The sequence below is a fragment of the Pseudomonas sp. RW10S2 genome (genome assembly GCF_014268985.1).
Lineage (GTDB): Bacteria > Pseudomonadota > Gammaproteobacteria > Pseudomonadales > Pseudomonadaceae > Aquipseudomonas > Aquipseudomonas wayambapalatensis.
Genome location: NZ_JABWRO010000058.1, coordinates 1 through 22,857 on the forward strand (window position 1 = coordinate 1; position 22,857 = coordinate 22,857).

The 22,857-nt window shown below is 63.8% G+C and carries 19 protein-coding genes; 6 read left to right on the forward strand and 13 right to left on the reverse strand.

Annotated features, from left to right (window positions below):
* Positions 1-46: 46 nt before the first annotated feature.
* Positions 47-2,098, reverse strand: a complete 2,052-nt coding sequence (locus HU729_RS14070; RefSeq protein ID WP_186710614.1) for a TonB-dependent receptor — start codon at positions 2,096-2,098, stop codon at positions 47-49.
* A 214-nt stretch (positions 2,099-2,312) separates the two neighbouring features.
* Here HU729_RS14070 and HU729_RS14075 point away from each other — a divergent pair, with 214 nt between their 5' ends.
* Positions 2,313-2,534, forward strand: coding sequence for a VF530 family protein (locus tag HU729_RS14075; protein WP_186668572.1), 222 nt, complete (start codon positions 2,313-2,315; stop codon positions 2,532-2,534).
* Between the two features lie 2 nt (positions 2,535-2,536).
* Positions 2,537-3,166: a Pr6Pr family membrane protein gene (locus tag HU729_RS14080; RefSeq protein ID WP_186710616.1), complete on the forward strand. Its 630-nt coding sequence runs from the start codon at positions 2,537-2,539 to the stop codon at positions 3,164-3,166.
* A 55-nt stretch (positions 3,167-3,221) separates the two neighbouring features.
* On the opposite strand, the gene HU729_RS14085 is transcribed toward HU729_RS14080, so the two are convergent.
* From HU729_RS14085 to HU729_RS14100, 4 genes are all read right to left on the reverse strand, one after another.
* Positions 3,222-3,983: a siderophore-interacting protein gene (locus HU729_RS14085; protein ID WP_186710618.1), complete on the reverse strand. Its 762-nt coding sequence runs from the start codon at positions 3,981-3,983 to the stop codon at positions 3,222-3,224.
* Positions 3,980-4,522 (reverse strand): PadR family transcriptional regulator, encoded by a 543-nt coding sequence (locus HU729_RS14090; protein ID WP_186668566.1) that lies wholly within the window; start codon positions 4,520-4,522, stop codon positions 3,980-3,982. Before HU729_RS14090 ends, HU729_RS14085 begins: the two co-directional genes overlap by 4 nt.
* Before the next feature lie 114 nt (positions 4,523-4,636).
* Positions 4,637-7,753 (reverse strand): transglycosylase domain-containing protein, encoded by a 3,117-nt coding sequence (locus HU729_RS14095; RefSeq protein WP_186710620.1) that lies wholly within the window; start codon positions 7,751-7,753, stop codon positions 4,637-4,639.
* A gap of 102 nt (positions 7,754-7,855) precedes the next feature.
* Complete coding sequence (locus tag HU729_RS14100; protein ID WP_186668562.1) at positions 7,856-9,475, reverse strand: FMN-binding glutamate synthase family protein; 1,620 nt, start codon at positions 9,473-9,475, stop codon at positions 7,856-7,858.
* A 184-nt stretch (positions 9,476-9,659) separates the two neighbouring features.
* Between HU729_RS14100 and HU729_RS14105 the strand changes: the two genes are divergently transcribed.
* Both HU729_RS14105 and HU729_RS14110 read left to right on the forward strand, forming a co-directional pair.
* Entirely contained in the window at positions 9,660-9,920 is a 261-nt protein-coding gene (locus tag HU729_RS14105; protein WP_186668560.1) for a type B 50S ribosomal protein L31, read from the forward strand.
* A 78-nt stretch (positions 9,921-9,998) separates the two neighbouring features.
* On the forward strand, positions 9,999-10,412 hold the full coding sequence (locus HU729_RS14110; protein WP_186668558.1) for an NUDIX domain-containing protein: 414 nt from the start codon (positions 9,999-10,001) through the stop codon (positions 10,410-10,412).
* On the opposite strand, the gene metR is transcribed toward HU729_RS14110, so the two are convergent.
* On the reverse strand, positions 10,396-11,313 hold the full coding sequence (gene metR / locus HU729_RS14115) for a transcriptional regulator MetR (protein WP_186668556.1): 918 nt from the start codon (positions 11,311-11,313) through the stop codon (positions 10,396-10,398). The genes HU729_RS14110 and metR overlap by 17 nt on opposite strands.
* Before the next feature lie 197 nt (positions 11,314-11,510).
* Here metR and HU729_RS14120 point away from each other — a divergent pair, with 197 nt between their 5' ends.
* Positions 11,511-12,506: an alpha/beta hydrolase gene (locus HU729_RS14120; protein ID WP_186668554.1), complete on the forward strand. Its 996-nt coding sequence runs from the start codon at positions 11,511-11,513 to the stop codon at positions 12,504-12,506.
* A 20-nt stretch (positions 12,507-12,526) separates the two neighbouring features.
* Here the strand turns inward: HU729_RS14120 and HU729_RS14125 are convergent, their stop codons facing one another.
* The 6 genes from HU729_RS14125 to HU729_RS14150 form a co-directional block, all read right to left on the reverse strand.
* A complete protein-coding gene (locus HU729_RS14125; protein WP_186668552.1) occupies positions 12,527-13,852 on the reverse strand; it encodes a sigma-54 dependent transcriptional regulator in 1,326 nt (441 codons plus the stop codon).
* Between the two features lie 13 nt (positions 13,853-13,865).
* Complete coding sequence (locus HU729_RS14130) at positions 13,866-15,770, reverse strand: ATP-binding protein (protein ID WP_186710621.1); 1,905 nt, start codon at positions 15,768-15,770, stop codon at positions 13,866-13,868.
* Between the two features lie 60 nt (positions 15,771-15,830).
* Complete coding sequence (locus tag HU729_RS14135; RefSeq protein WP_186668548.1) at positions 15,831-16,565, reverse strand: amino acid ABC transporter ATP-binding protein; 735 nt, start codon at positions 16,563-16,565, stop codon at positions 15,831-15,833.
* Positions 16,562-17,233: an ABC transporter permease subunit gene (locus tag HU729_RS14140; RefSeq protein WP_186668546.1), complete on the reverse strand. Its 672-nt coding sequence runs from the start codon at positions 17,231-17,233 to the stop codon at positions 16,562-16,564. The genes HU729_RS14135 and HU729_RS14140 overlap by 4 nt, the downstream gene beginning before the upstream one ends.
* Positions 17,233-17,979, reverse strand: coding sequence for an amino acid ABC transporter permease (locus HU729_RS14145; protein ID WP_186710623.1), 747 nt, complete (start codon positions 17,977-17,979; stop codon positions 17,233-17,235). The genes HU729_RS14140 and HU729_RS14145 overlap by 1 nt, the downstream gene beginning before the upstream one ends.
* A 147-nt stretch (positions 17,980-18,126) precedes the next feature.
* Positions 18,127-19,044: a glutamate/aspartate ABC transporter substrate-binding protein gene (locus HU729_RS14150; RefSeq protein WP_186668542.1), complete on the reverse strand. Its 918-nt coding sequence runs from the start codon at positions 19,042-19,044 to the stop codon at positions 18,127-18,129.
* Positions 19,045-19,407: 363 nt separating this feature from the next.
* On the opposite strand from HU729_RS14150, the gene HU729_RS14155 reads away from it, so the two are divergent.
* Positions 19,408-21,126: a DUF6543 domain-containing protein gene (locus tag HU729_RS14155; protein WP_186710625.1), complete on the forward strand. Its 1,719-nt coding sequence runs from the start codon at positions 19,408-19,410 to the stop codon at positions 21,124-21,126.
* 41 nt (positions 21,127-21,167) lie between these two features.
* Here the strand turns inward: HU729_RS14155 and glpD are convergent, their stop codons facing one another.
* A complete protein-coding gene (gene glpD / locus HU729_RS14160) occupies positions 21,168-22,706 on the reverse strand; it encodes a glycerol-3-phosphate dehydrogenase (RefSeq protein WP_186710627.1) in 1,539 nt (512 codons plus the stop codon).
* Between the last annotated feature and the right edge of the window lie 151 nt (positions 22,707-22,857).

Sequence of the window (22,857 nt, forward strand, 5' to 3'; positions counted from 1 at the left end):
GGCTGGCCTTTAGATTTTGAACAAGACAGTCGCTCCTGCACGCAGGTCAGAAGCTGGTGCGCAGCCCGACTTCGACGCTACGCCCCGGTGCCGGCGCGATGTCGCGCAGGATGGAGCTGGCGTAACGCACGGTCTGGTCTGTCAGGTTTTCGCCACGTACGAACGCCAGCCACTGGCTCTGGCCAATGTCGAAGCGATAGCCGACGCTGGCGCCGAGGGTGGTGTAGCCGTCGGTGCTGTGTTCGTTGTCCGGCTTGCGGTGCTGGGAGGCGGCGTGTTGCACGTCCACCCGCGCCTGCCAGCGATCCAGCTCCCACAGCAGGCCTGTTCCCAGCCGCAGCGGGGCGATGCGTGGCAGTGGCTCGCCGGTGTCGAGGTTCTTGGCGCGGGTATAGTCGCCGGACAGCTCCAGGGCGAAGCTGCCGTAGCGGTTCTCCACCAGCTTCCAGCGATCCTGGGCCTCGATACCGTAGAAGCGCGCACGCACGCCTTGATACAGGTACTCAGGAATCCCGCCGTCGTCGTGGTCATGATCATGGTCGTGGTCGTCGTCACCATGGCCATGATCATGCCCTTCGCGCAGATTACCGCTGCCGATCAGGCCGATGTAGTTGCGAAAGTGGCTGTAGAACACGCCGACACTGCCCTTGTGCGTGCCGTTGTCGAAGCGCAGTGCCAGGTCGCCGGAAATCGCCTTCTCCTTGTTCAGGTTCGGGTCGCCCACTTCATAGGCGCCGGTGGCGACGTGCGCGCCGTTGGCATACAGCTCGTAGAAGGTCGGTGCGCGCTCGGTGTAGGCCAGGCTCGCCGCCAGCGCCCAGACCGGGTCGAGCTGGTACACCGCGCCCGATGACAGGCTTGCGGCATTGAAGCTGGTCGATTTGTCGGCACCGACGAAGTTTTCGTTACCCTTGGCATCCGGATCGATGCGGGTGTGCTCCAGGCGCGCGCCCAGGCTCAGGTTCAGGCGTTCGGTAGCCTGCCATTGCTCGAGCATGAACAGCGCCAGGCTGTCGGTGTCGGTGTGCGGCACAAAGGCTTCTTCACCCAGCGCCGAGAATTCGTTGCGGCTGACGTGGGCACCGATCACCCCTTCGACCGGGCCGATGGGCTGGTGGCGGGCCTCGATGCGTGCCTCATAGCCTTTGTTCTTGAAGGTGGTGTGGACCTCGCCCTCTTCGATCTCGCGGTGCTGGTAGTCGGTGTAGCCAGCGTCGACCTTGACCGAGCTGAACGGCCCTTCGAGATCGCGCAACTCCGAGGCGAAGGCGTAGTGATCCTGCTGCATGTCCAGGCGCACACCGGGCTCGGCCACCGAGCCGTAGTTGCTGTCGTAGCGGCTGTAGGACAGGCCGGCATAGCCATGATCCCAATGGTAGGCCCCGCCGATGGCGCCGCCGTCCTGGCGGCCGTCGCTGTTTTCCAGGCGATGCTTGCTGCCGGGGTCATCGGCGTCGCGCACCTTCGAGCTGCGGGCGTAGCCGGGGATGCGCAGGTCGTTGAACTGACGGCTGTTGGCGTCCAGGTGCAGGGCGAAGTTGCCGTCACCGGCTTCGAGCTTGCCGGCGCTGCTGCGTGTGGTATCGGCGCCGCCGTAGCGCAGCTCGCCGGCGCCATGGATGCCGTCGATGGGCGAGTCGGGAATGCGGTTGTCGAAGGTGTTGATCACACCGCCAATGGCGTTGCCGCCATAGAGCAGGGCGGCGGGGCCGCGGACGATCTCGACGCGGTCTACGGTGACCGGGTCCAGCGGCACGGCGTGGTCATAGGACAGCGACGAGGCATCGAGGGCACCGACGCCGTTGCGCAGGATACGGATGCGGTCGCCATCCAGGCCACGGATCACCGGGCGACTGGCGCCTGGGCCGAACCAGGTGGAGGCGACACCAGGCTGCTTGTTGAGGGTTTCACCGAGGCTGCCGTGCTGCTGTTGCAGCAGGTCGTCGCCTTCGAGCACGGTGCTTGGCGCGGCGAGTTGGCGGTTGCCGAGTGGGTTGGCGGTGATCACCTGGGGTTCGAGCTCCACCGCCTGGCTGGGCGATGACGCCAGCCACAAGGCGACGGCGAGGGGAGAGAGACGCAGGGGCTTGGACAACATGAGCGTGTGACGTTCCTTGGCAGATACTTATAGTAAAGATACGTATGGATACAATATAACATTACTATTTCATCACAGAGGTTGCGTCCTGGCCAGGGGGGGGGCGTGCTGTGGAAGGCTCTGGCCTGGGCTGGGAGCACAGGCGGTCCGCATCCTTGCACACCGGCCCACTACACTCGTGTAAGGTGCGCATCTTTCAACGCGGGAGCACTGCATGAGCACGGCCCAACACAACGCACTGCACGGCAAGACGCTGGAGCAGATCCTCATCGAGCTGGTGGCCCACTACCAATGGCAGGGGCTGGCCGAGCGCATCGACATCCGCTGCTTCAAGAGCGACCCGAGCATCAAGTCGAGCCTGACCTTCCTGCGCAAGACGCCTTGGGCGCGGGAAAAGGTCGAGCAGCTGTACATCAAGCTGTCGCGCAAGGCTTGAGGGTGCCGCGTCCCTGGCTGACCCTGGCCGCGCTGCTCGGCTGGACGGGGTTGGCGGTGCAGTTGTACCTGGTGCTGCTGGCGCGCTGGCAGGAACAGGCCAGCCTGATCGGTGGCATGGTCAATCTATTCGGGTATTTCACCGTGCTGAGCAACACCCTGGTGGCCACGGTGCTGAGCCATGCGGCGTTCGGCCGTGAGACGGCGGCACGGCGTTGGTTCCTGGCGCCGGCGGTGAGCTCCGGTGTGCTGGTCAGTATCGTGCTGGTGGCGCTGGCCTATAGCCTGCTGCTGCGGCACCTGTGGCAGCCCGAGGGTTGGCAATGGCTGACCGATGAGTTGCTGCACGACGTGATGCCACTGGTGTTCGTGCTGTACTGGTGCGTGGCGGTGCCCAAGGGGCGCTTGCGGCTATGGCACCTGGGGGCCTGGAGCCTGTATCCGCTGGTGTATTTCCTGTTCACCTTGTGGCGAGGGCATGAGATCGGGGTCTATCCCTATCCCTTCGTCGATGTGGCGAGCCTGGGGTATGGGCGAGTGCTGCTCAATGCGCTGGCGATGTTGGCGGGGTTCTGGGGGATCGGGTTGCTGGTGATTGGGGTGGATCGGTGGTGGGGGCGGGTGAAGGGATGAGTCGGGACGAGTCGCTGCGACTCGTCCCGCGACAGGGCCGGATCGGTCTTACTCGCTACTCATCATCCGCAGTGCCCTCTGCACGCCAGTACGCAGCAGCTTTGAGCGCATTCTCTGGCACACCCTTTTCAAGCAGCAAGGCCTTGGCCTGCCGGGTCAGGCCTTTCTCCAGCGCCACCCAGCCATACAGACGGCCCTGGGGCAGTGCCAGGTGTTTCACCTGCTCAAGCAGGTTCTCTTTCTGCCGACGTACCCAGATCACCTCCACCTGCGCCTTGCTGGGCAGCGGCTGGCGCTCCTGTTCATCCTCGATCTGGATGACCGCCAGCACCTGGCGTCCGGCTGGCAGTTCTTCGAGCCTTCTGGCAATGGCGGGGATGGCGGTTTCGTCGCCGATCAGCAGGTAGCTGTCGAAGATGTCCGGCACCACCATCGACGCGCGTGGGCCGGCGATATCGAGGTGCTGACCCGGCGCAGCCTGGGCAGCCCAGGTCGAGGCAGGACCGTCGCCATGCAGAACGAAATCGATGTCCAATTCCAGGGCTGTCAGGTCGATGCGTCGCGGTGTGTATTCGCGCATGGTCGGCCGCACGCCGCCGTCGCGGCCCAGGTTGCGGGCGTCGATCGCCTGTTGCTCTTCGGGCGTGCAGCCGAACAGGACCTTGACGTGGTCGTCCGTGCCCACGCTGGTGAAACCTGCCAGTTCCGCACCGCCCAGGGTGATGCGGCGCATGCGCGGGGTCAGGTCGGTGACCCGCAGCACCTGCAGGCGACGTTGGCGGATCTCGTGGTTGACGCGGTGAATGGTGTCGCTCATGGGGTTTTCTCCTGAACGGAATCGCTCGGCCCGCCTGCGATGGCCTTGGCCGTGTCGTTGAGCAGATCGCGCACCCGCTCGATTTCCTCGGGTGTCCAGCGGCCGCTGTGCATGTGCAGGGCGTGGCGCAGATTGCCGACTGCCTCGTTGATCTCTGGCGGGCGGTCATGTCCGCGCAGGGCACGCTTGCTCAGCTCGATGCGCATGCGTACGCCGTCGAGGGCGACGGCTTGTTCGGCGAGTGAATGGCGGCCGACCTCGGTGATGACATAAAGGCGTTTGCTGCCCTGGATCTGGCCACTGATCAGCTCGGCTTCCTCGAGAAAGTTGAGGGTCGGGTAGATCACCCCGGGACTGGGGCTGTAGCTGCCATCGAAGAGTCCTTCGATCTGGCGGATCAAGTCATAGCCATGGCCCGGTTGCTCGGCGAGCATCGACAGCATCAGAAGTTTCAGATCGCCAGGGGCGAACACCCGTGGGCCGCGCTCACCGCGACCGGGGCGGCGCTCGAAAGGGTCATGGGGGGCGTGGTCACGCATGGTGGGGAGGTTCCTTGTGTTTCGATATATCGCAAGATATTACTCAAGATATATCTAAACACAAACCCTTAAATGCAGATGATTATCATCTTGTTTTTTGATGGGTCGGACATCTCAGTGCATCGCCAATTGCGGCGCCTTGCATTCATTGGGGTTTCCCGGCTCCAGGTACGGCATGAGAATCGGCGCCATGCCCTTGAGCACCTGCACGGGCAGGGCCGAGGTGAACTTGAACGACTCTGCCGTGCGCCCTGGTACGAAGGCGGTGAGCGTGCCGAAGTGGTTGTCGCCAAGGAAGAACACGAAGGTGGCGGTGCGGTTCAGCGAGCGTGAGCCGATCAGCCGCCCGCCGGCGCCGTAGCTCTGCAGGCGGTTGTCACCGGTACCGGTCTTGCCACCCATCACCAGCGAGGTGCCGTCGTGCAGCTTGAAGCTGCCGGAAATGCGCCGCGCGGTACCGGCATCGACCACCTGCGACATGGCGCCTTTCAGAGCCCGCGCCACTTCTACCTTGAGGATCCGCTGGCCGCGGTCGGGATCGCTGATCAGCTTGGTTTCATAGGGCGTGCCGGCGGCGAAGTGCAGAGTGTCGATGCGCAGGGTCGGCAGGCGTACGCCATCGTTCTGGATGATGCCCACCAGTTCGGACAGCGCCGCAGGGCGGTCGCCCGAGCTGCCAATGGCCGTGGCCAGAGACGGTACCAGGTGATCGAAGGGGTAGCCGACGCGCTTCCAGCGCTGGTGGATGTCGAGAAACGCCTCGATTTCGACCATGGTACGGATGCGACTGTCACGGGCGCCCTGGTGACGGCTCTTGAACAACCAGCTGTACACCTCCTGACGCTCGAAACGACTGGCGTTGACCATGTCGGTAGGGGTGGCGCCAGGATTTTTCAGCAGGTAGCCGAGCAGCCACAGGTCCAGGGGGTGGACCTTGGCGATGAAGCCCTGGTCGGGCAGGTCGTACTTGCCGGGACCGTAGGCGGCGTACATCTCCGAGAGGCGGCCGTCATTGAGCTTGGCCATGGCGGCCTTGTCCTTGGCGCTGTGCGCGCGGACGAAGGCGTTGAAGGTTTCCTGGCTGGCCTCGGGGAACAGGTAGCGGTGCACCGCCGCCAGGCGCTGGGGGGTGACGCGCATGCTGTCGAGGAAGGTGTCCAGGCGTTGCTGGGAGGTCTTGCGCTGGTACTTGCGCCAGAAGCGCATCAGGTAGTTGGTGCCCTCGCGATCGGCGAAGCGCGCCAGGTACTCCTGGCGGCGCGGATCGGCGTCATCCTTGAGCAATGGCTCGCGGTTGTAGGGTTGCTGGTAGGTGACGTAGCGCACCAGATCGCGCATCAGGCGGATGAACGGCAGGTTGATCGACTCGCGCAATGCGTCCTTGAGGGTCGGGTTGCGGCCGTTGTCCTCCTTGCGGAAGTTGTTGAACACGTGCATGCCGCCGCCGGTGAAGAATGCCTCGCCGGTATTGGCCGAGTATTTGCGCTCCAGCGCGGCGTCGAGCATGGCGTCGAGGTTCTGGTTCTTGCTGTTCTGCATCAGCCATTCCAGCGACCACTGGGTGATGCGGTCGAGGTCGGCCACTTCCACTTTCTTGAGCTCGGCCACCGGCTTGCCGGCGTACTTGTCGTGCAGCTCGGCGACGATCTCAAGGTAGGTGGTCAGCACCCGCAGCTTGGCGGTCGAGCCCAGTTCCAGCTTGCTGCCCTCGTTGATGTCGAACGGCTGGTTGGTGCTGTCGGTCTGCACCCGAACCCGCGAGCCGTCGGCGGTGCGCTCGAACAGGGTGAAGCTGTAGCTGACCTGGTCGGTGGTCTTGCTGGTCAGCAGGCGCTCGCCGATCAGGCCCATCTGCGCGGCGAACTCGGGGTCGGCGAGGTTTTTCAGGTACTGGCTGACCTGGGTCTGCAAGTCGGCCTGCAGGGTGCTGGTGGCGGAGAGGTCGAGGCGATCGAGGTCGTACAGCGGGCGGTTGAGCATGGCCGCCAGGCGGTTGCGGGCCAGGCTGATGCCCTTGTTGGTGATGATCGGCACGATGGTCGGCTGGGCCACCCAGTCGCGGTACACCGCCTTGCTGGCCAGCGCGGCGTCGGCCAGCGGGCGATCGATGATGCCGTTGGTGGCGAGCACGCGGATATGCGAGTCGGTGAGCTCGGCCAGCTCGACGCGGCCTTTGGACAGGTAGTGCGAAGGTCGGCGCTGGGCAATCATCAATGACAGCACTTCACGCAGGGCCAGGCCACGAGCGGCCATGCTCTGGGGGTCGGTTTCGGTCGAGTTGAGCGCCTGGTTCACCTCGGCGAAGTCGGCGCCGTACCAGACCCTCAGCCCTTCTGCCATGCCATGCACTTCACCGTGCCCGGGTACCGCCGAGAGCGGCACGCTGTTCAGGTAATCGCGCACGATGCGCTGGCGCGCCTCGGTGGTGTCCGGCCCACCCTGATAGGCGCGAACGCTGGCGGAAATCATCTGGCGGATCTTCTCGGCGCCATTGACCGTCAGCCCGTCCGGCGAGTGACGGTATTTTTCCAGTTGCGTGGCCAAGGTGCTGCCGCCTGCCGACTGGCCGGGCAGGGCGAGGTACTTGGCGACCTGGCTGTAGGCGGCCTTGGCGAAACGTGGCCAGTCCACCGCCGGGTTGTTCTGCGGATCCTTGCTGTCGAGCAGGTCGCGGTTCTCGATGAACAACAGGCTGTTGACGATCACCGGCGGGATCGAGGCGAAGTCGCCGTACAGGTGTTGGGGGTAGTGATACTGGTAGAGAGTGTCGCCGCGGCAGTCGGTGATCGACAGGCCGGCCTGGATCTTCTCGACGTAGGGCACGAACAGGCCGTGGTCGACATAGCGCATCAGTGCCGGGGAGAACCGCACCTGCTCGCTGATCAGGTAGTCGCGCTTGAGCAGACGCGGCAGGAACTGGCCCAGGGCGCTGTAGCCCAGGCGCTTGTCAAAGGGGCCGTCGCCTGGGTAGACGATCGCGTCGCTCGGTCCGCGCTCCAGCGAGTAGGTGAGGGTGCTGGCCAGGCGGCTGAACTCACGCGATTGCAGGTCCGAGCTCTGCATCTCGTCATAGACGGCAAAGCCCACCGCAACCATGGCCACCAGCACGATCAGGATGATCAATCGCCACCACAACCGACGCTGACGAGGAGTCTTTGGCTGTGGGGGCTCGGCCAGAGGTGTTTCGGGTGCTTCCGTTCTGGTCTGTTCCGATTGCCACAGTGCGCCCATAGAGTTCAGTCCGGCCAAGTATTTTCGTCTTGCTTGTCTGAAGCTTAGACGCTGGCCGGACTTGGTGAAAAAATTGTGAGGGCGATGATCGGTGTATTCGGATCAGGCTGCGGCTTCGCTGTGCGGCTCGAAACTGTCGGCGCGGGCCAGTTGCCACATCCGCGAGTAGAACTGCCCGTCCACCTCGCCGGTCAGCAGCTCGCCGGGCTTGAGGAACACGTGCATCTGCGAGAACAGCTTGATCTCGGTGGCGGAAATACGCCGCACCAGGTGCTTGGCCTCCAGTTGCGCGGGGTGCTCGAGGCCTGCAGCGGCCAGCATTTCGGCCAGGGCGCGCAGGGTGTTGTGGTGGAAGTTGAGCACCCGCTGGGCCTTGTCGGGCACCACCAGTGCGCGCTGGCGCAGGGCGTCCTGGGTGGCAACGCCGGTCGGGCACTTGTTGGTGTGGCAGCTCTGCGACTGGATGCAGCCGATGGCGAACATGAAGCCGCGTGCAGAGTTGGCCCAGTCGGCGCCGATGGCCAGCACGCTGGCGATGTCGAAGGCACTGACGATCTTGCCACTGGCGCCGAGCTTGATCTTGTCGCGCAGGTTCAGGCCAACCAGGGTGTTGTGCACGAACAGCAAGCCTTCGCGCAGGGGTACGCCAATGTGGTCGGTGAACTCCACGGGGGCCGCGCCGGTACCGCCTTCCTTGCCGTCGACGACGATGAAGTCGGGCAGGATGCCGGTTTCCAGCATGGCCTTGGCGATGCCCATGAATTCCCATGGGTGGCCCAGGCAGAACTTGAAGCCCACCGGTTTGCCGCCCGACAGCTCACGCAGTTGGGCGATGAACTGCATCATCTCGATGGGCGTGGAGAAGGCGCTGTGGCGAGACGGCGAGATGCAGTCCTCGCCCATGACGATGCCGCGGGTGTCGGCGATTTCCTGGGTCACCTTGTGCTTGGGCAGGATGCCGCCGTGGCCGGGCTTGGCGCCCTGGCTCATCTTGATCTCGATCATCCGCACTTGCGGGTTGGCGGCCTGCTCGGCGAAACGCGCGGGGTCGAAGCGTCCGTCCGCGGTGCGGCAGCCGAAGTAACCGCTGCCCAGCTCCCAGACCAGGTCGCCACCGTGCTCGCGGTGGTAGGGGCTGATGCTGCCTTCGCCAGTGTCATGGGCGAAGTTGCCGAGCCGGGCACCTTCGTTGAGGGCGCGGATGGCGTTGGCGCTGAGCGAACCGAAGCTCATGGCCGAGATGTTGAAGATCGACGCCGAGTAAGGCTGGCTGCACTGCGGGCCGCCGACGGTGATGCGAAAGCCTGCCGGGTCGGCCAGGGGGGCGGGACGCATGGAGTGGCCGATGAACTCGAAGCCCGACTCATAGACATCGATCAGGGTGCCGAAAGGTTTGTCGGAGGCTTCGTTCTTGGCGCGGGCGTACACCAGCGAGCGCTGGGCGCGGGAGAAGGGCAGGGCATCGCTGTCGGATTCGAGCAGGTACTGGCGGATCTCCGGGCGGATGCCTTCGACCAGGTAGCGGATGTTGCCCAGGATCGGGTAGTTGCGGCGTACCGCATGGCGTTTCTGCAGCAGGTCGAACAGGCCGATCAGGCTGAGCACGGCGGTGGTCAGGGTGAAGGGCCACAGCCATTCGTGGTGCAGGAAGGGTAGGCTGGCCAAGGTGAACAGCACGCAGGCGGCGAACACGGCGTAACGGCTGAGGAGTGACAGACTCATGCGAAAATCCTTGCGAATGCTTCGGTCAATCAGGCTCAGGGGCCTGGGCAAACCCCGACCATAGCCCGGTCGGGTGACAAATGGCCAGCGGACGAAAGGCGAGGAAAAATGAAATTTCGGGTATCGAAAATCATTCTCAATATAGTATGTTATAAAGTATCAACTTTATGAGCGAGGTGATTTCATGAAAGCAGGTATCCATCCCGAGTATCGTCCGGTGCTGTTCCATGACACGGCGGCGGATGTGTTCTTCCTGATCGGGTCGACCGTGGAAACGGATCGCACCCAGGTCCACAGCGACGGCCAGACCTACCCCTACGTGGCGCTGGATGTCTCCAGTGCATCGCACCCGGTGTACACCGGGCAGCAGCGCAAAACGACCGTCGAAGGGCGAGTGGCCGGGTTCAACAAGCGTTTTGCAGGGTTTGCCGGGAAGGCGAAGTAACGCTCAGTTCGCGCGGCGGGTTACCCGCAAAAAGGCCTCATCAGGTATCCTCGCCAGCCTCTGTCCAGGAATGCCCCCATGACCAAGACTATCCACATCGCCGCCGCCCTGCTCATCGACCCGGCGGGCCGTACCCTGCTGGTACGCAAGCGCGGCACCCAGGCCTTCATGCAACCGGGTGGCAAGATCGATGCGGGTGAAACGCCGGTTCAGGCGCTGGTGCGGGAGCTGCATGAAGAGCTGGGCGTGCGTGTCGATCCTGAGCAGGCGGTGCACCTGGGGCGCTTCAGCGCTCCGGCGGCCAACGAGCCGGGGTTCGAGGTGCAGGCCGAGCTGTTTCGTGTCGAGTGTGCCGAAGCGGTGTCCCCAGCTGCGGAAATCGAAGAAGTGCATTGGCTGGCCGCTGATCAGGCGCCAGCGCTGGCCCTGGCACCCTTGACCCGCGACCTGATCCTGCCGCTGTGGCGTGAAGGCCTCAGCGCACCGCGCTGACACCGTCGAGGGTGGCGAACGAGGTATCCTTGGCGGTCAGCAGGAAATCACGCATGTACGGTGCATCGAGCATGTCGGTGCGCACCGCGGCATAGAGCGTGGCGAACAGGCCTTTTTCGCCCAGACGCTTGCCCTTCACGTAGCCACGCGAGCTGTACTCGTGCAATGCCCAGTGCGGCATGCCGCACACCCCGCGACCGCTGGCGACCAGCTGCATCATCATCACTGTCAGCTCCGAGGTGCGTACCGCGGCCGGTTCGATATCGGCCGGCTCGAGGAAGCGGGTGAAGATGTCCAGGCGATCACGCTCCACCGGGTAGGTGATGAGGGTCTGCTCGGCCAGGTCGTCCGGAACGATGTAGGGCTTGCTCGCCAGCGGGTGCTGGTTGGCCACCGCCAGCATGGCTTCATAGGTGAACAGCGGCACGTAGGTGATACCCGCCAGGTCCAGCGGGTCGGAAGTCACCACCAGGTCGAGATCGCCCCGGGCCAGGGCCGGCAAGGGGGCGAAGGCAAAGCCCGAGGCCAGGTCCAGCTCGACTTCGGGCCAGGCATCGCGGAACTGGTCGATGGTCGGCATCAGCCACTGAAAGCAGCTGTGGCATTCGATGGCCATGTGCAGGCGGCCCGCGGTGCCGCCGGCGAGGCGGGCGATGTCGCGTTCGGCGCCACGCAGCAGCGGCAGCGTGGCGTCGGCCAGTTGCAGCAGGCGCAGGCCGGCGCTGGTGAAGCGGATCGGCTTGGTCTTGCGCACGAACAGTTGCATTCCCAGGCGCTCTTCCAGCTCCTTGAACTGGTGCGACAGCGCCGACTGGGTCAGGTGCAGGCGCTCGGCGGCCTCCACCAGGCTGTCGGCTTCGCGCAGGGCATGAAGGGTTTTCAGGTGACGGATTTCCAGCACTCGCAACTCCGGGAGAAACACTTGGTAATAGATCGATTGGGTTGAGTTTCTCTCATGTTGGAGTGTCTGTCGACAGACCCCTGCAGATGACCGTTCGGCGACATTAATCAAACTGTCACGCAACTGTGGCAGCGCCACCGAATGGATTTCATCAGACTCGCGCTCTACTGGGGATTTGCATTCTGGTGTTTCCTTCCATGCGGGTTTTTCTGATCTTCTTTCTTTTGTTATGCGGGGTGCCGACAGGCTTCGCAGCCGGGCGTTGCGATGCCCATGTACCGGTGCAGCGTGCCGAGCTGGGTGAGTTGAGCCTGGTCTACCAGAGCATTGGTGCGCCGGGGGATCCGGCACTGCTGCTGGTCATGGGGCTGGGCGGGCAATTGATCCACTGGCCGGATGATGTGGTCGAGGCGTTGTGTCGCCAGGGTTTTCGGGTCATCCGTTATGACAACCGTGATGTCGGCCTGTCGCGCTGGAACCAGGCGCCGGCTTCGGCCAACCTCACCGTCGAGTTGCTGCGCTACAAGCTCGGCCTGCCAGTGGCGGCACCCTACAGCCTGACCGACATGGCCGGTGACGGCCTGCACCTGATGGATGTGCTCGGGATCGAGCAGTTCCATGTGCTGGGGGTCAGCATGGGTGGGATGATCGCCCAGCACCTGGCCGCCATGGCGCCGCAGCGTGTGCGCAGCCTGACGCTGATCATGTCCAGTTCCGGGGCCGAAGGCTTGCCGGCGCCGAATCCTGCATTGGTGCAGTTGCTTGCCCGGCGCAGCGCACCGAGCCGTGAGGTGGCGCTGGAGCAGCAGGCTGACCTGCTGGCGGCGTTGGGTAGCCCGACGGTGCACGATGATCGCGCGGTGCTGTTGCAGCAGGCGGCGTTGGCCTATGACCGGGCGTTCAACCCGGAGGGCGTCAAGCGCCAGATCATGGCGATCCTGGCGGAGCCGAGCCGAGTGGCGCTGCTCAACCAGTTGCGTGTGCCGACGCTGGTGGTGCACGGCACGGCCGACCCGCTGCTTCCGGTGATGCATGGGGTGCATCTGGCGGCGCATATCCAGGGCAGCCAGTTGCGCTTGATTCCTGGGTTGGCGCATCGCTTTCAGGAACCGTTCAAGGCGCCGTTGCTGGCAGCGGTGCTGCCTTACCTGAAGTCGCATCGCCAGGATGTGACGCACCTGGCAGGGCTTTGAGTCGGGGGCGCGGCTCCCCCTCAGCCCAACCCGTACTTCTTCACCTTGTCGAACAAGGTGGTCTTGGCCATGCCCAGCTCCTGGCTGGCCTGGCTGAGGTTGCCGCCAGTGCGCTGCAAGGCATCGCTCAGCAGATTGCGCTCGAACGCTTCCACCGCCTCGGCAAAGCCCAGCCCCTGGCTGGCACCGCCACCGGCCTTCTTGAACGCCGGCAAGCCCAGCGCATAGCGCTCGGCGACATTGCGCAGCTCGCGCACATTGCCGGGCCAGTCATGGGCCATCAGCCGCGACAAGGTCTGGCTGTCCAGCTCGGGGACTTCGCGGTCGAAGCGCAGCGCCGATTGCTGCAGGAAGTGCTCGAACAACTGCAGCACGTCCTCGCGGCGCTCGCGCAATGGCGGCAACTCGAGGGTGACCACGTTGAGGCGATAGTACAGGTCGCTGCGGAACTGCCCGGCCTGGCCCATGGCGTCCAGGTCCGACTTGGTGGCAGCGATCACCCGGCAGTCCACCGGGATGCTCTGGTTCGAGCCCAGGCGTTCGAGGGTGCGCTCCTGCAAGACGCGCAGCAGCTTGATCTGCAGGTTGATCGGCATGCTCTCGACTTCATCGAGGAACAGTGTCCCGCCGTTGGCATGCTCGATCTTGCCGATCCGCCGTTTGCCGGCGCCGGTGAACGCATTGGCTTCGTGGCCGAAGATTTCGCTCTCGAACAGGTTTTCCGGCAGGCCGCCGCAGTTCAGGGCCACGAAGGGGGCTGCCTGGCGACGGCTGAAATCGTGCAGGCAGCGGGCGACCAGTTCCTTGCCCGTGCCGGTCTCGCCTTCGATCAGTACGTTGGCCGAGGTGTCGGCGACGTTGGCGATCAGTTCGCGCAGGTTCTGCATGGCGGGCGAACGGCCGATGATGCGCCCTTCCAGCGAGCTGTGACCGGCCAGTTGCCGGCGCAGGGCGACCACTTCACGCGACAGGCCGCGCTGCTCCAGCGCCCGGCGCACGACATCGACCAGTCGTTCTGGCGAGAACGGCTTTTCCATGAAGTCGTAGGCGCCGTTGCGCATGGCACCGACAGCCATGTCGATGTCGCCGTGGCCGGTGATCAGCACCACCGGCAGGCTGCGGTCGCGGGCCTTGAGGCGATTGAGCAGCTCCAGGCCGTCGATGCCCGGCAGGCGAATGTCGCTGACGACGATCCCGGCGAAATCGTCGCCGATCCGCTCCAGGGCCTGCTCGGCGCTGCCGACGCCTTCGCAGGCGATATCCTCGAGCGCCAGCGCCTGCTGGCAGCCGAGCAGCACGTGGGGGTCGTCTTCGACGATCAGGACCGTCAAGGGTGCTTGGTTCATGGGGACCCTTCGTTCATGGGACATCGGCCGAGTCGGTGGGGGAGGTGACCAGGGGCAGGGTGAGGATGAAGGCCGTGCCGCCGCCAGCGGGGTGCTCGACGCTCAAGGTGCCCTTGGCGGCTGTGGCGAGGCTGGCCGACAAGGTCAGGCCCAGACCCAGGCCATGCTCGCCCGGTTTGGTGGTGAAGAACGGTTCGAACAGGTGCTTGCGTGCCTCGACGTCAATGCCGTGGCCGTTGTCGCGAACCCTCAGGCGGTATCTGTCGCCCATCAGTTCGCCTTCCAGCCACAACTGCGGTTGGGGTTGGGCGGTCATGGCGTCGAGGGCGTTGCCGAGCAGGTTGACCAGGATCTGCTCCAGGCGCGTCTGGTCGATGGCCAGCGGCTGATCTTCGAACTGGCGATGCAATTGCAGGTTGCATGCGCCGATGCGATTGCCGAGCACCTGCAGGGACGCTTCCACCGCCACGCCCAGCGAGGCGCGGCCGCTGTCCTCGCCGCGCCGGGCGAAGGAGCGCAGGCTGGCGGTGATACGCCCCATGCGATCGATCAGGTCATTCATGGTGCGCAGGTTGGTGCTGGCGGTCTCGAAGGCGCCGCGCTCGAGGAAGCGCACGGTGTTGCCCGACAGGGTACGCAGCGCCGCCAGCGGCTGGTTCAGTTCATGGGCGATGCTGGTCGACATCTGCCCGATGGCCGCCAGCTTGCCGGCCTGGACCAACTCGTCCTGGGCATGGCGCAGGGTCTGCTCGGCGTGACGTCGTTCGCGGATCTGCCCCTTGAGCCGTTCGTTGCTGGCACGCAGGTCGGCAGTACGTTCGGCGATCCGCCGCTCCAGCAGGCTATTGGCTTCTTCCAGGGCTTCGCGGGCGGCCAGGCGTGTGGCGATCACCTTGCGCCTTTCGTTCCAGGCGATGCCGAGGATTGCCAGCAGGGCGAAGGCAACGCCGACCAGGATGCCCTGCACCATCGACTCGCGATGCAGATCCTGCAGCGGGGTAAGCAGGGTGAAGTCCCAGGGGGTGTCTGCCAGACGCCGCGTCTGAGCCAGGTAGGCGACTTCTCGCACTTTGCCCTGGACAGTTTCGCTGCTGGTCGGGAAGGTCAGCTTTTCTACACCATCGCCCAGCGTCTCGCGAGCCAGCGGTTGCAGTTCGTTGAGTGGCCACCAGTAGTACTGCAGGCTGCGCGCCAGCTCTTCCTTGATCTGCGGGGTAAGCGGGCGCACCGACTTCAACCGCCGGGCGGGGTCGCTGGAAAGGATGATGATGCCGTTCTCGTCGCTGACGAAAGCTTCGAGACGGGCGCGCTGCCAGCGCTCTTCCAGGGTGTCCAGGCGCACCTTGATCACCGCGACGCCGATGATCTTGCCGTGCTCCTCCAAGCCATGGGCCAGATAGTAGCCGGCTTCTCCGGTGGTACTGCCGATGCCATAGAAACGCCCAGGCTGACCGCGCACGGCGTCCTGGAAGTAGGCGCGGAAGGCCAGGTCTTCACCCAGGAAGGAGTCGGCGTCGCGCCAGTTGCTGGTAGCTTGCACTCGGCCGCTGGTGTCCAGGACGTAGATGGCCCGGCTGCGGCTGCGGCGGTTCAGGCCTTCGAGGTATTCGTTGACGACCTGCCGCGAGCCGCCGTCAGGGTCGGCGAGCAGTTGCGAGACGCTGTCTTCGAGCTCCAGCAGGCTTGGCAGGTAGGTGTACTTGCTGATTTCGCTTTCGACCGTGCGCGCGTGCAGCTCGAGCTGGCGCTCGCCGTTCTCGCTCAGGGCGCGGATGCCGTTGTTTTCGCTGATCATGTAGCCGACCAGACCCAGCCCGACCATCAGCAGGACGATCAGTGGTGGGAGGAACAGTTGGCGGATCAGGCGGGATTTCACGGCAGGCTTGGCAGGGCGAAGTAGCGAAGGATCGCATTTCATCACAGTGGCCTTGTCACGACCAGCGTCCGCTGCCCTGACAGGCAGCGGACACCGGGATCATCAGTGCTGCAGGATCTTGCTGAGGAAGTGCTGGGTGCGTTCGTGGCGGCCTTCGGGGTTGCCGAAGAAATCTTCCTTCTGGCAGTCCTCGATGATGTTGCCCTTGTCCATGAAGATCACCCGGTTGGCGACCTTGCGGGCGAAGCCCATTTCGTGGGTCACGCACATCATGGTCATGCCTTCGTGGGCGAGCTCCACCATTACGTCCAGTACTTCGTTGACCATTTCCGGGTCCAGTGCCGAGGTTGGTTCGTCGAACAGCATGACGATCGGGTCCATCGACAGGGCGCGGGCGATCGCCACGCGCTGCTGCTGGCCGCCGGAGAGCTGGCCGGGGTGCTTCTTGGCATGGGCGCCGAGTCCGACCCGGTCGAGCAGGGCCAGGCCTTTCTTGGTGGCCTCCGCCTCGCTGCGGCCGAGCACCTTGCGCTGGGCGATGGTCAGGTTCTCGGTGATCGACAGGTGGGGGAACAGCTCGAAGTGCTGGAACACCATGCCCACCCGCGAACGCAGTTTAGGCAGGTTGGTCTTCGGATCGGCGATCGAGGTGCCGTCGACCACGATGTCGCCCTTCTGGAACGGCTCCAGCGCGTTGACGCACTTGATCAGGGTGGATTTGCCCGAGCCGGACGGGCCGCAGACCACCACCACTTCACCTTTCTTGACCTCGGTGGTGCAGTCGGTCAGCACCTGGAAGTCCCCGTACCACTTGTTGACATTCTTGATGGAAATCATACGGCGATCCTTTTTTGCAGACGCTTGACCAACCAGGAAGCGGAGAAACTGATAATGAAGTACACGACGCCGGCGAAGATCAGGAACTCGTGGGAGCGTCCGATGATGTCGCCGTTGGCGCGTGCCGAGTTGAGGAAGTCCACCAGGCCCACGGTGTAGACCAGCGAGGTGTCCTGGAACAGGATGATGCTCTGCTGCAGCAGCAGCGGGGTCATCTTGCGGAACGCCTGGGGCAGGATGATCAGGCGCATGCACTGGCCGTAGGTCATGCCCAGTGCCTGCGCGGCGCCCATCTGGCCCTTGGAGATCGACTGCACGCCGGCACGCACGATTTCGCAGAAGTAGGCTGCCTCGAACATCATGAAGGCCACGACGCAGGAGGTGAACGCGCCGATCGGGGTGTCTTCGCCGGTAATCCAGCGCAGCACGAAGGGCACGGCCAGGTAGAACCAGGTGATCACCAGCAGCAGCGGGATGGAGCGGAAGTAGTTGACGTAGGCGCCGGCGATATTGGCCAGCAGCTTGCTCGACGACAACCGCATCAGGGCCAGGACGGTCCCCAGCGCGATACCACCGACCACACCCATGACCATCAGTTGCAAGGTCATGACCATGCCGTCCCACAAGGCGGGCAGGGCAGGGATGATTTCGCTGAAATCCATGTCCATTATTTACCTCCCACGGAAATCAGGCCAGGCACGGCGACTTTCTTCTCGACCATGCGCATCAGCAGCATCAGGCCCATGTTCAGGGTGAAGTAGATCAGCGTGGCCAGGGTGAAGGCCTCGAACAGGTTGGCGGAGAATTCGGCGGTCTGCTTGGTCTGGGCCAGCAGCTCCATCAGGCCGATCAGCGACGCCACCGAGGAGTTCTTGAACACGTTCAGGAATTCGGAGGTGAGCGGCGGAATGATGATCCGGTAGGCCTGCGGCAGCAGCACGTTCATGTAGATCTGCGGAAGGCTGAAGCCCATCGCGCGCCCGGCAGACTCCTGTCCGCGGGGCAGGGCCTGGATACCGGTGCGCACTTGCTCACAGACACGCGCGGCGGTAAACAGGCCAAGGCAGATGATCACGCTGATCAATGCCGAGGTGGTCGGGTTGAGGTCCTGCTTGAACCACTCCTGCAGGCCCTCCGGAAGCAGGTCCGGTACCAGGAAGTACCAGATGAACAGCTGCACCAGCAGCGGTACGTTGCGGAACAGCTCCACGTAGGCAGTGGCGATGCCCGAAACCAGGCGGTTCGGCACGGTGCGCATGACGCCAAGCAGCGATCCCAGCAGCAAGGCGATGATCCAGGCAGAGATGGCGATGGCGATGGTCCAGCCCAGGCCGGTGATGTACCAGTCCAGATAGACTTCGCTGCCCACGCCGGTGGACTTGAAGAACACGCCCCAGTCCCAGTTGTAATTCATCGGGATTTCCCCTCAGACGGTTGTTTCACGGGCACCTTTGAACTCCCAAGGGCGCGGGCGCCCTCGGAAGTAAAGGTTAGACACTTATGCGTGGCCCGTCGGTTCGATTCGTGCTCGTCGGAGCACACGGGCCATTTCAGCAGGGGATCAGGACTGTTTGTCGTCCGCAGCCTTGTCGGTAGGCTCTGCGATCAGTTTCTTCAGCTCATCGCTCATCGGGAACTGCAGGTTCAGGCCTTTCGGTGGGATTGGCTGCTGGAACCACTTGTCGTAGCTCTTCTGCACTGCGCCCGACTTGTAGTAGGCGATGATGGCGTCATCGACCGCTTTCTTGAACTGCGCATCGTCCTTACGGACCATGCAGCCGTAGATTTCGTAGGATTGCGGGGTGCCGGTGATGACCCAGTCGGTCGGTTTCTTGGCCTTGGCCATTTCGCCGGCCAGCAGGGCGTCGTCCATCATGAAGGCTACGGCGCGGCCGCTTTCGAGCATGTTGAAGGCTTCACCGTGGTCCTTGGCGGAAATCACGTTCATCTTCATCTGCTTGTCGGCGTTCATGGCCTTGAGCAGGCGCTCGGAGGTGGTGCCGGCGGTGGTCACGACGTTCTTGCCAGCCAGGTCCGGGAAGTCTTTGTAGGAGGGCTGACCGTCCTTGACCTTGGTCAGCAGGCGGGTGCCGACTTCGAAGATGCCGACCGAGAAGCCGACTTGCTGCTGGCGCTCGACGTTGTTGGTGGTGGAGCCGCACTCAAGGTCGACGGTGCCGTTCTGCACCAGCGGGATGCGGGTCTGGGAGGTGACGAGGTTGTACTTGACCTTGATGTCGGTGCCCAGTTGCTTTTTCAGGGCCTCGACCACAGCCAGCTGGACGTCGTGGGAGTAGCCCACGGGCTCAGTGCTGCCAGCCAGGTAGGAGAACGGAATGGAGGAGTCACGGTGGCCCAGGGTGATGGTGCCGGAGTCCTTGATCTTCTTCAGGGTGCCGGTCAGTTCTTCGGCCATGACCGGCGAAGCGATAACGGCGGCGGCGATTGCAGCGCCCAGCAATTGACGAACGATACGCATCAAATTTTCCTCGACGTTTGTTTTTTTTATGGAGCCGTTGGCGGACTCTTCGTTCAACGAACACAACAAGAAGCGGTGTGCGTTCGGCTACCAAGTGTAGAGCATGACTCGTGCCAAGCCCCCAAATTCATCATAACGCCGCGAATTTTCTGGAAATTAATCTTTTCTGACGAATTATTTCCAAGGGAAGGCGTGCGGGTTTCCGAATGGCTGGGCTGGTGTCGTTCGGAAATCCGAATGGATGGGCGCGCGCCATGACCTACGCCCCCCCACCCCGAGTCCATCGATAGCCTGATTGCCTCTCGCCTGCCTGCCTGGTTGACCGGTGCCTCCCTCGACCGCCTCAGGGCCCTGCAGGCGGCGATGACCCGCCAGGCCAAGGCCAACGAAGCCCTGAAGCCCATACTCGATGCCATCCCGTCTCTGGATGCCTTCGCCGAGCCCTTGATCGACGCTGCGCTGCGCAGGCGCGCGATTGCACGGCCGGATGTCAGGTACAGCACCGTGAAAATTCGCCAGCGCATCGTCACGCCCAGCATCTCGGCGGCCCTGCCTGCGCCGACCTTCACCCATGTTTCCCGGCAGACGCTGCTGGCTGCGGCACTGCACAACTACCACGTCACCGAAACCAAGCCGGCACCCGGGCGCACGGGGCAACTGATCGATGCCACCGGCAAGCACTTGGGAATGGGCTTCGAAGCGTTTGCCGGGCTGTGTCGCACGCTTGACCTGGGCAAGGCGTACCAAGCCGTGTTGGCGCAGCAACTGCGCCCGTCGGATTCGCCAGCCAAGGTGCATGGTCTGTTCGAAGAGAGTCTGGCCGCGCACCTGGAGGTCGCGGTGCGCGTGGCCGTGCTCAAGGGCGAGCTGGACGAGCAGAGCTATCTGGAACTGTTGCCGTTGATCGCGCCCAGGCCGATCGTTCCGCCGGTCTCGTCGTCGGTGATTCCACGCCAGTTGTACCTGCTGGGCAAGTGCATCCGTGGTGTGGTCACGCTGGAGGTGCGCGCCAGTCCAGACGCCGCGGTGCGCGGGGTGATCGCCTGGCTACCAGGCGATGCGCGGCAGCCAGTGGCGCGATACCCTTCATGGGCCGCGCTGTACCAGGCGTTGGCCGAGAAGTTGACTGACAAATCCTATCGCACGTTCTTTTCCCGTTTTGTCAGTGAGCGTGATCGACCTCGTTTCTTCTCCCGCCTCCTCGAGTTGAACCGGGCGCTGGGCACAGGTGAAACGTTGGCGCTGGATGGACGCCATCAGGCCATCGACGGAAAGCTGTTCGCCTACTTGCGTGAATTGCACATCGCCAAGCTCTTCGACGACGCGCGGGTACTGGCGGTGCCCACCGGCGATGAAGATGAGGAGGATCGGCGCGAGCGTCTGGATGCCTACCTCGGCCTGGGGCTCGATGTACTGAACCTGGCCGGGCTGTTCGTCCCGCTGCTCGGGCAGGCCATGCTGGTGGTGGGGGCCCTGCAGATTGCCGATGAAGTGTACGAGGGCTACCTGGATTGGAGCGTCGGTGATCGGCAAGGTGCGCTGGATCACCTCTTCGGTGTGGCTGAAAACATCGCGGTCGGCGTAGCCGTTGGCATTGGGGCTTCGGCAGCGAGGGAGGCGCTGCAGCGGGTGGCCTTCGTCGATGCCCTGGTGCCGCTGCGTAACGAGGCGGGGGCGTTGCGTCTGCACGCCTGGGCATTGGTGGATGAGGTGGAGATTCGTCTTTTCTACCGGCTCAAACTGGCTTACGCCCTGGACCTGCCGATCGAACCCGAGACGATGCATTACCAGAGTTTCGCCAACGTCAACACCAGCGACTTGTTGCGGGCCCGACGGGAGGTCCTGGCGGCCGAGAACACCCAGTCGCTCGCTAATTCCCTATCGCAGCGTCCGTTCTGGGAAGCCTATGCGCGACATCATTACAACGACAGGTTAGGCGAGGTAGTAGAGCGCTTTCATACGCGCTTGGCCGATCTGGAGGCTTACGTAGGCAAGGGGGTGATCGATGAATGGACGTTCGATCTGCGCAGCAAGGCCAAGCTGCTGCGCGAACTGGCCGAAGAGGCGTTTGCTCGTGTGTAGAAACAGGGACGGGCTGGCGCGGCGCCACCCCGTCGATGGACTCAGGCCGCGCGGACCCGGGCCCGGTTCGAGGCGGCCTGCTGCAGGTAGTCGGCCAGAGCCTGTTGCTCGGCAGCACTGGTGAACAGGCCCAGTTTGGTGCGACGCCAAAGAATATCGTCCACGCTGACGGCCCATTCCGCGGCGCACAGGTAGTCCACCTCGCGGCTGAACAAGCCGCCACCGATCGACTGACCAAGATCGTCCGGCCCTTGTACACCTTCGAGCAGACGCCAGACCCGACTGCCGTAAGTCAGTACCCAGCGCTTGGCGATGTCCACCGGCAGCCAGCCGTGGCGCGCCAGAACGGCATCGACCAGGGCCTGCACGCTGGTCATGCCTTCGCCGCCTGGCAATGGCGCACTGGCAGTCCAGCTGCCGCGCATCTGGGAGAAGAAGGGCTTGAGTTCGGCCATGGCCGACTCTGCCAGCTTGCGGTAGGTGGTCAGCTTGCCGCCGAACACCGAAAGCAGGGGCGCCTGCCCCTCGCTGGCGGACAACGCCAGGGTGTAGTCGCGGGTAACGGCCGAGGGGTTGTCCGACTCGTCGTTGCACAGCGGGCGTACGCCGGAGTAGGTGTGCTGGATGTCGGCGCGTGACAATTGATGATTGAAATGTTCGTTGACCACCTTGAGCAGGTAGTCGGTTTCCGCGTCGGTGATCGCCACCTTGGCCGGGTCGCCGCTGTATTCACGGTCGGTAGTGCCGATCAGGGTGAAGCGGTCCAGATAAGGGATGCAGAAGACGATGCGCTGGTCTTCGTTCTGCAGGATGTAGGCATGCTCACCCTCGTACAGCCGCGGCACGATCAGGTGGCTGCCCTGGATCAGGCGGATGCCGTAGGGCGCGTCGAGCTTGAGGTCGTCCTTGATGAAGTTTGCCACCCAAGGGCCGGCGGCGTTCACCAGGGCGCGGGCACGAATGGTCTGCAGGCTGCCGTCGGCATGCTGCAGTTCGACCTGCCACACGCCATCGACGCGCTCGGCGCGCAGGCAGCGGGTACGGGTGTGCAGGTGGGCACCTTTTTCGCGGGCAGCCATGGCGTTGAGTACCACCAGGCGAGCGTCATCGACTGCGCAATCGGCATATTCGAAACCGCGGGTGATCGTGGGCTTGAGCGGATATCCGGCACCAAAACGCAGGCTGCGCGAGGCGCCCAGGCGTTTGCGCTTGCCCAGATGATCGTAGAGGAACAGGCCGGCGCGAATCATCCAGGCCGGACGCAGGTGCGGACGGTGTGGCAATACGAAGCGCATGGGTTTGACGATGTGCGGCGCCTTGGCCAGCAGCACTTCCCGCTCGGCCAGGGCTTCACGTACCAGGCGGAATTCGTAGTGTTCCAGGTAGCGCAGGCCACCATGGATGAGCTTGCTGCTCGCCGAGGAGGTGTGCTGGGCCAGGTCGTCCTTCTCGCACAGGAAGACCTTCAGGCCGCGCCCAGCAGCATCGGCGGCGATACCGACGCCATTGATGCCACCGCCGATCACGGCGAGGTCATAGCAGTCGGCGAGGGGCGGCTGGGGCTGGACGGGCTGGGACACGGGCAAGGCCTCCTAGGAGCGGTTCACAGCGAATGTGAACATCTATGTTCGTTTCCGAAAATAGTAGCGCAACAAAATGGCCATCGCCAGTCGCTGATCATAGAAAATACTGATCAGATGGCAATAATGTGAACATTAGTGAACATTCCAT